Origin of the sequence: Streptomyces sp. NPDC012827 (genome assembly GCF_042900905.1) — a bacterium.
In the GTDB taxonomy this organism is placed as follows: domain Bacteria; phylum Actinomycetota; class Actinomycetes; order Streptomycetales; family Streptomycetaceae; genus Streptomyces; species Streptomyces gulbargensis.
The window spans coordinates 17,801-32,993 of record NZ_JBIBBY010000001.1 but is presented as its reverse complement, the minus strand read 5'-3'; the positions used below and the strand labels follow the sequence as shown (position 1 = coordinate 32,993).

Sequence of the window (15,193 nt, the reverse complement as noted above, 5' to 3'; positions counted from 1 at the left end):
CCCGGGCCCAGACCTTTCTCCCCGTCCGAGTCACCGTCACGGAACCACCCCCAGCACAGGAGAGCCGTATGACCAGCACGCCACCTCGCCGCCGCGGTACCCGCCCGCGCCTCCGTGTCCGCCGGGCCGCCGCCGCCCTGACCGCGCTCCTCGCCGGCGCGGCCACCGCCTCGCTCGCCGGGGCCCCCGCCCAGGCGGCCGGCGCCCCCGACCGGGCCCGCGTCCCCATGCACCAGTGCTGGGTGAACGACGTGGCGGCACCGCCCGGTGACACCGTCAGCGGTACCAACGGTGACGACCACATCTTCTGCGACAGCGACCTGGAGAACGTCACCGTCTCGGGCGCCGGCGGCAACGACATGATCGAGGTCCGGGGTCTGGTCATCGACTCGGCCATCATGGGCGGCGAGGGCGACGACGTCATCCGCGCCAAGCACCTGGTGCCGCAGAAGGCCTCCAGCATGGTGCGGGGCAACCGCGGCAACGACGTCATCAAGGTCGCCACCGTCTCCGGTGACGGCGCGGAACGCGGTGCCGTGGTGCACGGCGACGACGGCAACGACAAGATCTTCACCGGTTCGGTGAGCGGGGCGCCCGGCAAGTTCAACCGCGGCGGCGGCATCGTCACCGGCAACGACGGCGTCGACTTCATCAGGGTCGGCACCATCGACTTCTCCGGCCGGGTCCTCGGCGGCAGCGAGGGCGACCGCATCGAGGCCGCCGCCCTCGGCCCGGAGTCCGGCGGCCTCATCCAGGCCGGCCCCGGCGACGACACGGTCAGCGGCCACGACGGCGCCGTCCTGACGGTCGGCCCGCACTGGGGCACGGTCGACGCCGGTGTCGGCAAGGACACCTGCGCGATCGTCTCCGTCTCCACCCGCACGGCCATCGCCTCCTGCGAGACGATGCCGAAGGCCCCGCCGAAGGAGAACGGCGGCCCGGAGACCGAGCCCCAGTCCCAGCCGGAGACGGAGGCGGAGCCCGAGTCCGCCCACTGAGCCCGGCAAGATCCGAAAGACACGGCCTAACCCCCCGCCCCCTGGCGTGCCACCCAGTGGCACGCCACCGCTCGCTCCCCGCCGCCCCCCAGGACCGGCAGGTCGGCCGTACGGCAGCGGTCCGCGACCGCGTCCGCCGCACCGGAGGCCAGGACCTGGCAGCGGACGTGGAAACGGCAGCCCGGCGGGACGCGGGAAGGGTCCGGGGGTTCTCCGGTCAGCACCACCGGGGTGCCCCCGGACTCCGGGAGGACCGACAGCAGGGCCCGGGTGTACGGGTGGCGAGGGGCCGTCAGGACGGACTCCACGGGGCCCGTCTCCACCACCCGGCCCAGGTACATCACCGCCACCCGGTCCGCGATGTTCCAGGCCAGGCCCAGATCGTGCGTCACCACCAGGGCGGACACCCCCAGTTCGTCGCGGAGCCGCAGCAGCAGGGCCAGCACCTCGCCCCGTACGGACGCGTCCAGGGAGGCGACCGGCTCGTCGGCGACGATGAGCTCCGGTTCCAGGACGAGCGCCCCCGCGATGACCACCCGCTGCCGCTGGCCGCCGGACAGCTCGTGCGGATAGCGCAGGAAGAACCGCTCCGGCGGCCGCAGCCCGGCCCGAGCGAGCGCCTCCGCCACCGCTGCCCGCTCGTCCCCCCGGTGGCCGTGGATCCGCAAGCCCTCCGCCACCGCGTCGTACACGGTGTGCCGGGGGTTCAGCGAACCGCTCGGGTCCTGCAGCACCAGCTGCGCCCGCCGCCGGTACGCCTTCAGCGCCCCCGACGCGTACACCAGCGGACTCCCGGCGAAGGAGACCGAGCCGGAGGTCGGCCGGACCAGACCCAGGAGCGACCGGGCGAGGGTCGTCTTCCCGCAGCCGGACTCGCCGACCAGGGCCACGATCTCGCCCGCCCCGATGTCCAGGTCGACCCCGTCCACGGCCCGCGCGGGCGGCGCCCCCCGCCGCCCGGGAAAGGTGACGCGCAGCCCGCGCGCGGACAGCAGGGGACCGGTGACCGCACTCATGACACGCTCCCCACATGGACGCAGGCGGCCCGGTGACCCGGCCCCGCCTCCCGCAGTTCCTGGTCCCGTTCGGCGCAGGACTCCACCACCACCGGGCACCGTGGATGGAAGGCGCAGCCCGCCGGCAGACCGGCCGGGTCCGGCGGATCACCCGGAAGGCCGCGCGGCGCCCGCCGGGACGCCGGGTCCCCGACGCGGGGGAACGCCGAGGACAGCGCCCGCCCGTACGGGTGCGCGGCCGCCTCGAACACCTGCCGCGCCGGACCCTCCTCCACCACCCGGCCCGCGTACATCACGGCGAGCCGGTCGCAGGTGTCGGCGAGGACGGCCAGGTCGTGGCTGATCATCAGCAGGCTGATGGACTGCTCGGCGACCAGCCCCTCGACGAGGCGCAGGATCTGCGCCTGGATCATCACGTCGAGCGCGGTGGTCGGCTCGTCCGCGACGATCAGCCGTGGGTCGCAGGCCAGGGCCATCGCGATCATCACCCGCTGCCGCTGGCCGCCCGACAGCTCGTGCGGATAGGCGGCCGCCCGCGCCGCCGGCAGCCCCACGTGTTCGAGCAGCTCTCCGGCCCTGCGGCGGGCCGCCGCAGGGGTCGCCCGGCCGTGCACCAGCAGCGGCTCCGCGATCTGGTCCCCGATCCTGCGGACCGCGTTCAGCGAGTGCATCGCGCCCTGGAAGACGATCGAGGCGCCCGCCCAGCGCACGGCCCGCAGCCGGCCCCACGTCATGGTGAGGACGTCCTCGCCGTCGAACAGGATCTCGCCGCTCAGCCGCGCCGACGCCGGCAGGAGCCGCAGCAGCGCCAGCGCGAGGGTGGACTTGCCGCAGCCGGACTCGCCCGCCACGCCGAGCTTCTGCCCGGCGGCCAGGCTCAGGTCCACGCCCCGCACGGCCGGTACGGCCGCCACCCCCGTCCCGTAGGTGACCCGCAGGTCCCGCACCTCCAGGAGACTCACCGTCCCACCCCCAGCTTCGGGTTGAGCACCGACTCGACCGCCCGGCCGCACAGCGTGAACGCGAGCGCGACCAGGGCGATCGCGATCCCGGGCGGGGCCAGGTACCACCAGTGCCCGGAGGAGACCGCGCCCGCCTCGCGGGCGTCCTGGAGCATGCCGCCCCAGGAGACCACCGCCGGGTCACCGAGTCCGAGGAAGGCGAGGGTCGCCTCGGTGAGGATCGCGGTCGAGATGCCGAGGGTGGTCTGCGCGAGGACCAGCGGCATCACGTTCGGCAGCACGTGCCGGGTCATGACGTGCCGGTGGCCGCCACCGAGGGCTCTCGCCCGCTCGATGTACGGGCGGGACTCGACGGCGATCGTCTGCGCCCGCACCAGCCGGGCGGTGGTCGGCCAGGACGTCACCCCGATCGCCAGGACCACCGTCCACACCGACCGGGACATGACGGTGGCCAGCACGATCGCCAGCACCAGCGTCGGCATCACGAGGAACCAGTCGGTGATCCGCATGACGGCGGTGGCGAACCAGCCGCCGTAGTGCCCGGCCACGATGCCCACCAGGGTGCCGATGGCGACCGAGAGGGCCGCCGCGAGCAGCCCCACCAGCAGGGAGACACGGGCGCCCTGCACCAGCAGCCCCAGCAGGGAGCGCCCGAACTGGTCGGTGCCGAGCGGGAAGGCGGCGCTCGGCGCTTCGAGCGCGGTGCCGGGCGCGTTCGTCACCGACTGCACGTCGGAGCCGACGAGGAGCGGCGCGGCGAGCGCGAGCAGGCCGATCACGGCCAGGCCCGCGAGGCCGTACAGACCGGCGCGGTGGGTGCGGTACGCCCGCCAGAAGCGGACGGCCGAGCCCTTGCGCCGTTCCCATGTGAGAGAGGTCATCGGCCCACCCGGGGATCGAGCAGCGGATAGAGCAGGTCGGCGATCAGGTTCATCAGGATCATCGCCCCGGCGAAGACCACGAACAGGCCCTGCACCAGAGGCAGATCGGGCACGCTCAGCGCCTGGTAGAACAGCCCGCCGAGCCCCGGCCAGGAGAACACCGTCTCCACCAGGATCGAACCGGCCGCGACGTGGCCGAGGTTGATGAAGATCATGGTGACGGTGGGCAGCAGCGCGTTGGGCACGGCGTGCCGGCGCCGCACCGCGTCGTCGCGCAGCCCCTTCGCCCGCGCGGTGGTGAGGTAGTCGCCGCCCATCTCGTCGAGCAGCGAGGACCGCATCACCAGGAGCGTCTGCGCGTAGCCGACCGCGACGAGCGTGACCACCGGCAGGACGAGGTGGTGGGCGACGTCGAGGACGTACGCGAAACCGGTCTCGCCCGTCCCCGACTCCATGCCGCCGGTCGGGAAGAGGCCGGGGACGGGGCCCGTGCCGACGGAGAACACGATGATGAGGAGGAGCCCCAGCCAGAACGAGGGCACCGACCACAGCGTCAGCGCGAGGCCGGTGTGCAGCCGGTCGCCGAGCCCGCCGTGCCGCCAGGCGGAACGGGTGCCGAGCCAGAGCCCCAGCGCCGAGTAGAGCACGACGGCCACCCCGGTGAGCAGCAGGGTCGCCGGCAGCTTCGCCGCGATGAGCTCCCCGACCGGGGCGCGGAACTGGAAGGAGGTGCCGAGGTCGCCGCCGAGCGCCTTGGCGCAGTAGTCGGTGAACTGCTGCCACAGCGGTTGGTCCAGGCCGAACTGGCGTCGCAGTGTCGCCAGTTGCTCCGCCGAGGTGGGGACCCCGTGGGTCATCGCCTTCACCGGGTCGCCGGGGATGATCCGGAAGAGGAAGAAGCTCGTCACGAGGACGGCGAACAGGGAGACGGCCGCGCCGGCCAGCTTCCCCGCCGCGTGGCGGAGATAACCGGTCCCGGGGCGGGTGCGGGGCGCGCCGCCCGTGGTGCGGGCCCCGGGGGTCCGCACCACGGCGGCGGGGGTGCTCGCGGTGGTCACGGGCTACTCGCGGTCGTCGGCGGAGGCGCGGCGGCGCAGACCGAGGACGACGGCGGCACCGGCCACCACGACGACGGCCGCCCCGATGCCCACGACCAGGCCGGTGGAGGAGCCGCCGCCGGAGCCCCCGCCGGAGGCGGCGCCGGCCGGCACGGCCGACCACCAGCTCCAGTAACCGTCCTGCCCCCAGAGGTTGCCGGCCGCCTCCGGCATGGTGGTGATGGACCTGATGTGGTCCGTGCGGTACGCCTCCAGGGCGTTGGGGTAGGCCATGACGTTCATGTATCCCGTGTCGTAGAGCCGGGACTGCATCCGCTTCACCAGCTCCGCCCGCCTGGCCGGGTCGTACTCCTCCGCCTGCTGGGCGTAGAGCGCGTCGAACTCCTTGTCGCAGATGAAGTTGTCGGTGGCGCCGGTGTCCTTCGGGGTGGCGGGCAGGGTGCCGCAGGTGTGGATGGAGAGGACGTAGTCGGGGTCCGGGTTGACGGACCAGCCGTCGAAGGCGAGGTCGTAGTCGCCCTTGAGCCACGGGTCCGAGACGCTGTCCAGGCACTCGACCTTCAGGCCGATGCCGAGCTTGCCCCACCACTCCTGGAGGTACTTGCCGACCGCCTTGTCGTTGGGGTCGGTGGCATGGCACAGGATCCGGAAGTCCAGAGGTCTGCCGTCCTTGCCGGCCCGCTTGCCGTCGGCGTTCCTGCGGTAGCCGGCGGAGTCCAGGAGCCGCTCGGCCGCGGCGGGGTCGTACGCCCGTTTCTGCGTGGCGGACGGCTTCCAGAAGTACGCGCCGAAGCGGGGCGGGAGGTAGCCCTCGCCCTCGACGGCGTGCCCCTGGAAGACCTTCTCCACGAGGGTGGCGCGGTCGACCGCGAGGAAGAGGGCCTTGCGCACGGCCGGGTCGAGGAGCGCCTTGTGGCCGTTGCCGAAGGCGGTGCCGTCCTTGGCGCGGGCGCCGGGGTTGGTGGCGAGCGCGTAGAAGCGACGGCCGGGAGCGTCGTTGACCTTGATGTTCTTCTGCGTCCCGAGCGCGGCGGCCTGAGCGGGCGTCAGGTTCGGTACGAAGGACACCTCGCCCTTCTGGAGGGCCGCGACGGCGGCGTCACCGTCCTTGTAGTACTTGAAGACCAGCTCGTCGAACTTGGGCGCGCCCCGCCAGAAGGACTTGTTGGGCTTCAGTTTCAGGTACTGGTCGACCTTGAAGTCGGTGATGACGAAGGGGCCGTTGCCGACGATCGGGAACCGCTGGTCGTTGTTGAACTTCGAGAAGTCCCCGACCTTCTCCCACACGTGCTTGGGCACGATCGGGACGTCGAGCGCGGTCATCGTGGCCTGCGGCTTCTTCAGTTCGATGACGAGCGTGCGCGGGTCGGGCGCGGTGACCCTGCGGAAGTTGGCCGTGAAGCTGCCGTTGGCGGTGGCGGCGTCCGGATCGGTCATCATCTTGTTGAACGTCCAGGCCGCGTCCTCGGCGGTGGCCGGCTTCCCGTCGGACCAGGTGGAATTCTCCCGGATCGTGTACGTCCACGTGAGCTTGTCCGCCGACGGCTTCCAGGACGTGGCGAACCCCGGGACGGTGCGGGCGTCCTTCGGGTCGTAGTTGGTGAGGTACTCGTACGCCAGGCGGTGGATGCTCGTCGACGTGAGCTTCTGGGCGAGGAACGGGCTCAGCGAGTCGATGCTCTGCGAGACCGCGACCGTCAGGGTGGTGGGGCCGGACGCGCCCCCCTCGGCCCGGGCGGTGCTGGGGACGGCCACGAGCGAGGCGGCGGTGACACCGGTGGCGAGCAGCAGGCGCAGGGCCCGGCGGGCGGGCTCGGCGGGGCGGGGTGGAACCTTCGTGACCATGACCATGGGACGTGACCTCGCGTCGAGGGAATCTGGCGTGGAGTCGTGGATCTTGGACGGACGACGGGTGAAGCGAAGGTGTATCAGCGGTGGTCTGCCGTCGTCAACGATCGCTCAAACCCCGTGTGGGCTGCGGGAACGCCATGAGGCCCCGTACCGGTTCACCGGTACGGGGCCTCATTGGTCTACTCCTGTGACGCCTTACTGCTGAGGGGCTGGCGGCGCCTGCGGGGGCTGCTGCTGCGGCCAGTTCGGCGGCGGGAAACCGCCCTGGCCGCCGGCCGCCTCCTGGTCCTGCGGCTCGGCCTGCGGAGGAAGCGGCTGACCCGGCTGCGGTTGCGGCTGCTGCCAGCTCTGCGGCGGACCGTACGGCTGCCCGCCGCCCTGCGGCGCGCCGTACGGCTGACCCGGGGCGGGCTGCCCCGGCGCCGGGGCGTGCGGGGCGCCGGGCGCGGCTCCGTACGGCTGTCCCGGCACCGGCGGCTGTCCGTAGGGCTGCTGCGGCGGGTACGGCTGCCCCGGCGCCGGCTGCTGCGCGCCGTACGGCGGGGCGGGGGCCGGCGGAGCCCCGTACGGCTGTCCCGGCGCGGGCGCGGCTCCGTACGGCTGCCCCGCCACGGGCTGACCGGGCATCGGCGGGCCGGGGACGGGTCCACCGGGCACCGGCTGGGCCGGCGGCATCGGTCCGCCCGGCATCGGCGGGGCCATGTGCGGCGGCATTCCGCCCTGGCCGTCGCCGGTCCACAGACCCTGCGCCTGCTGGGCCCGCGAGAAGTCCTCGGCCACCATCGCCGAGAGGTGGAAGTACGCCTCCCGGGTCTTCGGGCGCATCATGTCGAGGTCGACCTCGGCGCCGGCCGCCAGGTGCTCGTCGAAGGGCACCACCACGACACCGCGGCAGCGGGTCTGGAAGTGCTGCACGATGTCCTCGACCTTGATCATCTTGCCGGTCTCGCGGACCCCGGAGATGACCGTGATCGAGCGCTGCACCAGATCCGCGTAGCCGTGCGCGGAGAGCCAGTCCAGCGTCGTGGAGGCGCTGGAGGCGCCGTCCACGGACGGCGTCGAGATGATGATCAGCTGATCGGCGAGGTCGAGCACGCCGCGCATGGCGCTGTAGAGCAGACCCGTGCCCGAGTCGGTCAGGATGATCGGGTACTGCTTGCCCAGGACGTCGATCGCCCGCCGGTAGTCCTCGTCGTTGAAGGTCGTCGAGACGGCCGGGTCCACGTCGTTGGCGAGGATCTCCAGACCGGACGGCGCCTGCGAAGTGAACCGCCGGATGTCCATGTACGAGTGGAGGTACGGGATCGCCTGCACCAGGTCGCGGATGGTCGCCCCGGTCTCGCGGCGCACCCGGCGGCCGAGCGTACCGGCGTCCGGGTTCGCGTCGATCGCCAGGATCTTGTCCTGCCGCTCGGTGGCGAGCGTCGCGCCGAGCGCGGTGGTCGTCGTGGTCTTGCCGACACCGCCCTTGAGCGAGATGACCGCGATCCGGTAGCAGGAGAGCACCGGCGTCCGGATCAGCTCCAGCTTCCGCTGCCGCTCCGCCTCCTCCTTCTTGCCGCCGAGCTTGAACCGGGCGGCGCCGCCCGGGTTCCGGCTCGACTTGGGCTTCTGCTTGTTGTTGCGCAGCAGCCGGTCGGAGGAGAGCTCGACCGCCGCCGTGTACCCGAGCGGGGCGCCCGGTACGGACCGTTCGCGCTGGTCGTGCGTGACCGCCGAGGGCCAGGCCGCGCCCGTGCGCGGGTCCACCGGACCCTGCGCCCCCTGCGGGTACCCGTACCCACCGGGCTGCGGCTGGGGCTGCGGCGGCACCGGCGGCTGCGGCTGGGGCTGCGCCTGCGGGTAGCCGTACCCCCCGCCCTGCGGGGCGGGCGGGTAGCCGTAGCCGGGCTGCTGCTGCGGATAGCCGTAACCGCCGGGCTGCGGCTGCGGCTGCGGTTGGGGCTGGGCCTGCGGGGGCACGGGGCCCGGCGCCACCGGCGCGGCCGGGGGCATCGGCTGCGGCGCCGGGGGCTGCGGGCCGGCGGGCGGCGCGGGCCACGGCTGGGCGGCCGGCGGCGCGGCGGGCTGGAAGGCGGGCGGCAGCGGCGGCAGCCCGGCGGTGCCCTGCGGGGCATTGGGAACGCCCGGGTAGGGCGCGGCGGGGAAGGCCCCCTCCGGCGGGGCGGGCGCCTCGGCGGCGGGGAGCGGCCCGGCGGCAGCCGGCAGCGGGGCGGCGGCGGGCGCGGCGCCCTCGGCCGGGGCATCGGCGGGCGCGGGAGCGCTTTCCGCCGGGTCCTCGGCGGGAGCGCCTCCCGCGTCGTCGGGCGTGGAGTCCTGAGCGGGCTCGGCCGCACCGGCCTCGGGCGCGGCCGGCTCCCCGGCTCCCGCCCCGGCTTCCGCGTCGGCGGAGGACTCGCCCTCGGCGCTCACGGAGGTGTCGGCGCCGGCGGTGTCCGCGTCGGGGCCTTCACCGCCGGCGTTCGTCCCGGCCGCGTCCTGCGCGCCGGTGGTGCCACCGGCCTCGGCGCCGGCCGTGGCCGTCGGCGCGGCTTCCTCCGGTGCCGCCTCGGCGGGCCCGGACGTGGACGCCTGGGCCCCGGACGCCCGTTCCTCCATCTCGCGCCTCATCGCGGCGGGGGAGAAGCGCACGGTCGCGCCGCTCTCCACCTCACCACCGCCGGTGGCGGGCGCGGGCGTCTGCTGGGCGGGTACGGGAAGCGGCGCCGGGGCGGGGGCCGCCGGTGCCGGGACGGGGACCGGGCCGGACGCCGCCGGCTCCGGCACCGACGGGGCGGGACTCCAACTCGGCTCGAAGCCCTGCCGCGCCGGAGGGTTGGGGTCCGGCACCGCGAGCGGGGCCCCGGTGGGCGGCGGGGGAGTGACCCCGCCCGTCCCCGCACCGCCCGACGCGTTCTGCGTGTACCAGGCGGGCGGGGTGTAGTCGATGGTGAACTCACCCGTCATCTCGGCGGGATCCGCGTCGGACTGATCGTCGGCGGGCGCGTTCCAGCCCCCGTGGATCTCGTCCCGATCGCCGTTCACTTTGCCTCCTGGTGTGGTCGAGCACCCGTGTGCCGTTGTGGGCGGGGCCCTTCCACCCTAAACGCCGCGCGTACCGCTCGGGCAGGCCCGACCGGCCCTCCCCGAGCACCTCCGCGCACCGGTTCCGCCCCCAGGCGATCCGGTCACGCCGCAGAGTGAGAACCCCGCCCGTCCAAAACGATGCAAAAACGGACGTACGTGAGCGACGGGTGTCGCTCAGTCCATCCGGCGGGCGCCGCCCAACAATCCGGTCTCGGCGTCCGTGCCCTGCGTCATGACGAACTGCCGGTCGCCCTGCGTGCACCAGAGCGTCACCCCGTCGGCGAGCGTCGAGAGCGTCTCGTACTCCTGGCGCGGCAGGCCCATGATCCGGCCGATCTGCACCGCCTCGTCGGGGGAGACCCGCTGCACCCCGACCAGGGAGGACTTCTCCAGGAGCCGGGGCGCGACCGGGCTCAGATAGGGGAGCAGCGTCACCACCGACTGCCAGGGCGCCGAGACCACCCGGCCGCGCGGCGGACGCATGCCGCAGTCGCGGACGACGACCACCGGGCTGCCCGCGGAGGCGCCCTGCGGCGGCACCCGCCCCACGTCGTGCAGCGTGATGCAGGGCTGTCCGCCGCCCGCGGCCTGCGCGAGCGCCGTCCACGCCTGCGCGCGCCCGGTCTCCACCGCCACCCGGGCGCCGGTCGCCGCCGCCCGCAGCGCCAGCACCTGCGCGGTCCACAGTCCGCCGATGAGCGTCACGTCGTACGGCACCGGCCGGTTGATGCCGAGCACGGCGGGCCGCCCCTCCGCGTCGACGCCGATCACCATGCCGTCGTCGCCCACCGGCAGGGCCAGCGCCTCCAGGTGTTCGAGCGGTACGGAGTGCCGGTCGCGGCGCGGGCCGACGAGCCCGAAACCGAAGCGGGGTCGCGTGCCCCGGCCCGTACGCCGGGCGGCGGCACGGGAGCCCCCGGCCCCGCGCCCGGTCCCGCGGCCGGACGGTCCCGAGGGCCTCACGGGCCCCGTGGAGTAGGAGGACATCAGCGCGCACCTCCCAGCGGCAGCGTCGCGAGCATGCCCGGCACCTGTTCCCTGTCGAGACGGACGAGCCCCGTCCGCACCCCGCGCGCGGCCCGCTCCAGCTCGTGCCGGGCGGCCACCAGTTCCTCGTCGCTGCGCCCGGTGATCCGTACGTGTCCGGTCACCGTCACCTCCTGCCGGTCCCCGCCGCTCAGCGTCAGGCTGAACGTCGTCGCGAGCGCGGGCAGCGAGGTCAGCAGGGCCACCAGCTGCGGCATCGAGGCCCCCGGCCCGCCTCCCGGGCCGCCCAACTGGGGCCAGCGCCCCACCCAGTACGTCGTGTGCCGCCGGTCGTCGACCCGCCAGGTCCGCGCCGTCTCCTGTGTCCGCCGCCCCGGCGCCTGCCCCCGGCCCGCCTGCGCGATCGCCATCGGGCTGGCACAGGTCGAGGTGGCGAGCGCCGCCGTCAGCTCCTGCTCGGTGAGCACGCTCGCCCGGAAGCCCGCGCCGGCCAGCCGGCTCGCCAGCTGGTCCGCGGCCCGCACCACGCACTTCTGCGCCCCCGTCAGACCCCCGCCGCGCGCGGCGACCGCCTCCGGGCACAGCTCGGGGTCGAGCTTGAGCGCGATCCACGTGATGCGTACGGCGGGAGAGCCCGTCTGCGCCTGGAGCGGCCCGTAGTTGCGCGCCGCCATCGACTGCGCGGGCAGGTGCGGGGCCGGCGCCGGCTGGGTGTGCTGGACGATCTGCGCCGACTCCAGCCGGATGCCGTCCACGCTCAGCACGTCCCGGACGAGCGCGACCGGCAGCGGGCGCGCCGCCCGGTCCGGGCGCAGCGCTGTCCCGTCCGCGTCGACCCGCAGGACGGCCGTCAGGAAGGTGCCGTCCCCGATCATCCCGACCGGGCGCCGGTCGCGGTCGCTGTACGTGTACGTGCGCAGCGCCGGGTCGCACTCGACCACCGGCGCGAGCCCCGGCTCGGTGCCCTCGGGCACCGCGAGCGAGGCCGCCCGGCGCGTCCGGGCGCGCAGCGCGAGGAAGGTGCCGAGCCACTCGGGCATCGACCGCTTGTGCCGCCGCACCACCGCGAGGAGGACCAGGACGACGGCGAGCACACCCGCCGGCACCAGGAGGACCGGGTCGATCACCCAGGCGACGGCGAGCACCGCCGCCGCCACCTCGACCAGTACGAGCTGTTGCAATCGGAACGAACCGAAGTGTCCGGGGCGTGCCTGGAGTCGTGGTGAGACCGAGGAGACGGGCCCCGTCGCAGGGGCCGCGGAACCCGTGGCCGCGGCGGGCCGCGTCCGCGTCGCGGAAGCCATGATGGAGAATCCCCCTCAATTCGTCCCGATCACCCTGGCCCGCCAGGGCTTTGGCGGCCGGATCACCCTACCCGCCCCACACGCCCCGCCGGACAGCAGGCATAGTAGGGGGCCGGTCCGAAAGGCGGGGCCCGGGTGTCGGCTCCCCGGCAACCCGCGCGACGACCGGGCCTGACGAGAATGGGGACTCATGGCATCGCGGCGGGACGAGCTCAACGCGTACACCTTTGCGAAGAAGCGCACGGTGGCGGCATTCCTCCAACCCTCTCCCTCCGGTACGGAGGAAGGGGCTCCGAGGCCTCTGCGCGCGGTCGTCCCCGGTCTGATCGTCGCCGCTCTCGTCGTCGCCGGCTTCGGCGCCTGGGGCATGTTCAGCCCCCAGGCCCCCAAGGGCTGGGACACCCCCGGCACCCGCGTCATCGTCGGCAAGCAGTCGACCACCCGCTACGTCGTCCTCACCACCGGCAAGGGCAAGGACAAGAAGACCCTGCTGCACCCGGTCCTCAACCTGGCCTCCGCGCGCCTGCTGCTCAACCCCGACGAGTTCAAGGTCATCCAGGTCGACGACAAGAAGCTCGACGAGGGCAAGCCGCCGCGCGGCCCCATCCTCGGCATCCCCTACGCCCCCGACCGGCTGCCCGCCGCCGACGACGCGGGCACCGCCAAGCGCTGGGCCGTCTGCGAGCAGCCCGGCGGCGGCAAGGGCGCCAGCGTCCAGAAGGCCACCTTCCTCCTCGCCCAGCGGGACCACCACCGCACCGAGGGCGCCGGCCGCCTCAAGGACGGCCAGGTCCTGTACGTCCAGGGGCAGAAGGGGGCCGCCCGCTTCCTCGTCGACCACGCCGGCACCAAGTACCCGGTCAAGGCCGACTCCGCGGGACTCCTCACCGCCCTCGTCGGCCTCAACAAGGAGCCGCAGCCCGTCACCGACGACTGGCTCGCCACCCTCAAGACCGGCGACGAGATCGACTTCCCGCGCATCGACGCCGAGGTCGGCAGCCCCGCCGGCGTCCCCGGCAACGAACTGACCGCCACCGAGAACCGCGTCGGCATGGTCCTCCTCGCCCAGACCGGCTCCGGCCCCCAGCACTACGTCGTCCTGCCCGGCAAGGTGCAGCCGGTCTCCGACTTCACCGCCTGGCTGCTCATCAACTCCCCGCAGACCGGCGTCCTCGACATGGACGGCAGGGCCACCACGGTCGACGCCTCCTCCTTCGTCCCGGACCCCACCGTCTTCCACGCCGGGGCCCGCTGGCCGCAGAAGAAGTCCACCCAGGTCAACGCCGTCACCGGCGCGGGCGCCCGGGACACCGTGTGCAGCGTCCTGACCGCCGTGGACGAGAAGGGCGGCACGACCCTCACCACCTGGGCCGGCACCCAGTACCCGGCCGACATCACGGCCGGCGGCACCAGCACGTACGTCACCCCCGGCAGCGGTCTGCTCTACACCCAGATCCAGGGCAACCAGAAGGCCCCCGACGGCTCCCTCTTCCTCGTCACCGACACCGGCCTGCGCTACGCGGTCCAGGCCAATGGCGACAGCGACGCCGCCCGCTCGGAGATCGGCACCGGCGACCAGGAGCAGCAGACCGACGGACGCCCGGAACCCAGCGACGCGCAGAAGCGTCTCGGGTACGAGAAGGTCACGCCGGTCCTCGTCCCGATCGCCTGGTCGGAGTTCCTGTCCAAGGGCCCGCGACTCGACACCAACAGCGCGCGCCAGCCGCAGGGTTCCTGAGGGGGAGGCACCGGTGACGACTCCGTACCGCAGGGCCGCCCTGCTCGCCGCGGCCACCCTCACCGCGCTGCTCGCGGTCCCCGCCCCCGCCCCCTCCGCCGCCCGGGCCGCCGGAACGCCGGACCGGCCGTGGGCGCTCGACGGCAGCGGCGAGTGCACCTTCCCCATGAAGAAGCAGATCGAGGGCACCCCGTGGCCGCTCCAGCGGGTCCTCCTGGACGAGCTGTGGCAGGACACCAAGGGCAAGGGCGTCCGGGTGGCCGTCATCGACACCGGCGTCGACGACGTCAACCCGCAGCTGCGGACCGCCGTCGACGCCAAGTCCGGCAAGGACTACCTCAAGCCCGACAAGGAGAACCCGGGCTTCGGCGACGAGATGCGCGGCAAGACCGACGGCACCGTCGACGAGGTCGGTCACGGCACCAAGGTCGCCGGCATCATCGCCGCCCGCCCCCGCAAGGGCACCGGTTTCGTCGGCCTCGCGCCCGAGGCCACCATCATCCCGATCCGGCAGAACGACGAGAAGAACAGCGGCAAGTCCGACACGATGGCCCAGGCGATCGACTGGGCCGTCGCCAAGGGCGCCCACGTCATCAACATCTCGCAGGACACCACGCAGTCCCTCGACGCCGACTCGCCCATGGCCAAAGCGGTGGCCCGCGCCCTCGCCCGGCAGATCGTGGTCGTCGCCTCCGCGGGCAACGACGGCATGGACGGCAAGCTGAAGAACACCTACCCGGCCGCCTTCCCCGGCGTCCTCGCCGTCGCCTCCTCCGACCGCAACAACGAGCGCGCCGCGTTCTCCCAGTCCGGCACCTTCGTGGGCGTCGCCGCCCCCGGCGTCGACATCGTCTCGACCGTCCCCGGCGGCGGCCAGTGCGTCGACAACGGCACCAGCTTCTCCGCCCCGTACGTCGCCGGCGTGGCCGCCCTGCTGCGCGCCAAGTACCCGGGGTGGACGGCGGCCCAGATCGTCGCCCGTATCGAGCAGACCGCCGTCCGCTCCATCAACGGACGTGACAACCACGTCGGTTGGGGCGTCGTCGACCCGGTGCGCGCGCTCGCCGACCTGCCCGACGCGGGTGCCGCCCCGCCCTCCTCGCCGACGCCGGACCCGGGCCCGGCCCGCCCGCCGGCTCCCGAACCGGCCCGCCTGGCGCTGTCGGAGACGCCCCAGGAGCGCTCCGAACGGCTCGCCACCTACGCGTTGGGGATCGGCGTCGTCCTGGTGGCCGTGGTCGCCGGAACAGCCGTCGTGATCCGCGACAGCCGCCGCCGCGAGGGGGTGCGCTGAGCAGGGCACCGGGGCCAACTGTTCGGTGCTCGCTTTGC

Annotated in this window: 11 protein-coding genes; 3 read left to right on the top strand and 8 right to left on the bottom strand. The window is 74.0% G+C overall.

Annotated elements, in window-relative coordinates; genetic code table 11:
• Window positions 1-68 precede the first annotated feature (68 nt).
• On the top strand, window positions 69-998 hold the full coding sequence (locus ACFY60_RS00130; protein ID WP_388608108.1) for a hypothetical protein: 930 nt from the start codon (window positions 69-71) through the stop codon (window positions 996-998).
• 26 nt (window positions 999-1,024) lie between these two features.
• Here ACFY60_RS00130 and ACFY60_RS00125 read toward each other — a convergent pair whose 3' ends face one another.
• From ACFY60_RS00125 to eccE, 8 genes are all read right to left on the bottom strand, one after another.
• The gene (locus ACFY60_RS00125; protein ID WP_388608110.1) at window positions 1,025-2,014 is read right to left on the bottom strand and encodes an ABC transporter ATP-binding protein; all 990 of its coding nucleotides are present in this window, start codon (window positions 2,012-2,014) and stop codon (window positions 1,025-1,027) included.
• The gene (locus ACFY60_RS00120; RefSeq protein ID WP_388608112.1) at window positions 2,011-2,976 is read right to left on the bottom strand and encodes an ABC transporter ATP-binding protein; all 966 of its coding nucleotides are present in this window, start codon (window positions 2,974-2,976) and stop codon (window positions 2,011-2,013) included. Before ACFY60_RS00120 ends, ACFY60_RS00125 begins: the two co-directional genes overlap by 4 nt.
• The gene (locus ACFY60_RS00115; RefSeq protein ID WP_388608114.1) at window positions 2,973-3,857 is read right to left on the bottom strand and encodes an ABC transporter permease; all 885 of its coding nucleotides are present in this window, start codon (window positions 3,855-3,857) and stop codon (window positions 2,973-2,975) included. Before ACFY60_RS00115 ends, ACFY60_RS00120 begins: the two co-directional genes overlap by 4 nt.
• Complete coding sequence (locus ACFY60_RS00110) at window positions 3,854-4,915, bottom strand: ABC transporter permease (protein ID WP_388608116.1); 1,062 nt, start codon at window positions 4,913-4,915, stop codon at window positions 3,854-3,856. The genes ACFY60_RS00115 and ACFY60_RS00110 overlap by 4 nt, the downstream gene beginning before the upstream one ends.
• 3 nt (window positions 4,916-4,918) lie before the next feature.
• Window positions 4,919-6,760 (bottom strand): ABC transporter substrate-binding protein, encoded by a 1,842-nt coding sequence (locus ACFY60_RS00105; protein WP_388608194.1) that lies wholly within the window; start codon window positions 6,758-6,760, stop codon window positions 4,919-4,921.
• 201 nt (window positions 6,761-6,961) lie between these two features.
• The gene (locus ACFY60_RS00100) at window positions 6,962-9,790 is read right to left on the bottom strand and encodes an SCO5717 family growth-regulating ATPase (RefSeq protein WP_388608119.1); all 2,829 of its coding nucleotides are present in this window, start codon (window positions 9,788-9,790) and stop codon (window positions 6,962-6,964) included.
• Between the two features lie 216 nt (window positions 9,791-10,006).
• Entirely contained in the window at window positions 10,007-10,819 is an 813-nt protein-coding gene (locus tag ACFY60_RS00095; RefSeq protein WP_388608121.1) for a hypothetical protein, read from the bottom strand.
• The gene (gene eccE / locus ACFY60_RS00090; RefSeq protein ID WP_388608123.1) at window positions 10,819-12,123 is read right to left on the bottom strand and encodes a type VII secretion protein EccE; all 1,305 of its coding nucleotides are present in this window, start codon (window positions 12,121-12,123) and stop codon (window positions 10,819-10,821) included. Before eccE ends, ACFY60_RS00095 begins: the two co-directional genes overlap by 1 nt.
• Window positions 12,124-12,313: 190 nt before the next feature.
• Between eccE and eccB the strand changes: the two genes are divergently transcribed.
• A complete protein-coding gene (eccB, locus tag ACFY60_RS00085) occupies window positions 12,314-13,861 on the top strand; it encodes a type VII secretion protein EccB (RefSeq protein WP_388608125.1) in 1,548 nt (515 codons plus the stop codon).
• A 13-nt stretch (window positions 13,862-13,874) separates the two neighbouring features.
• Window positions 13,875-15,155: a type VII secretion-associated serine protease mycosin gene (gene mycP, locus ACFY60_RS00080; protein WP_388608127.1), complete on the top strand. Its 1,281-nt coding sequence runs from the start codon at window positions 13,875-13,877 to the stop codon at window positions 15,153-15,155.
• The last annotated feature ends 38 nt before the right edge of the window (window positions 15,156-15,193 follow it).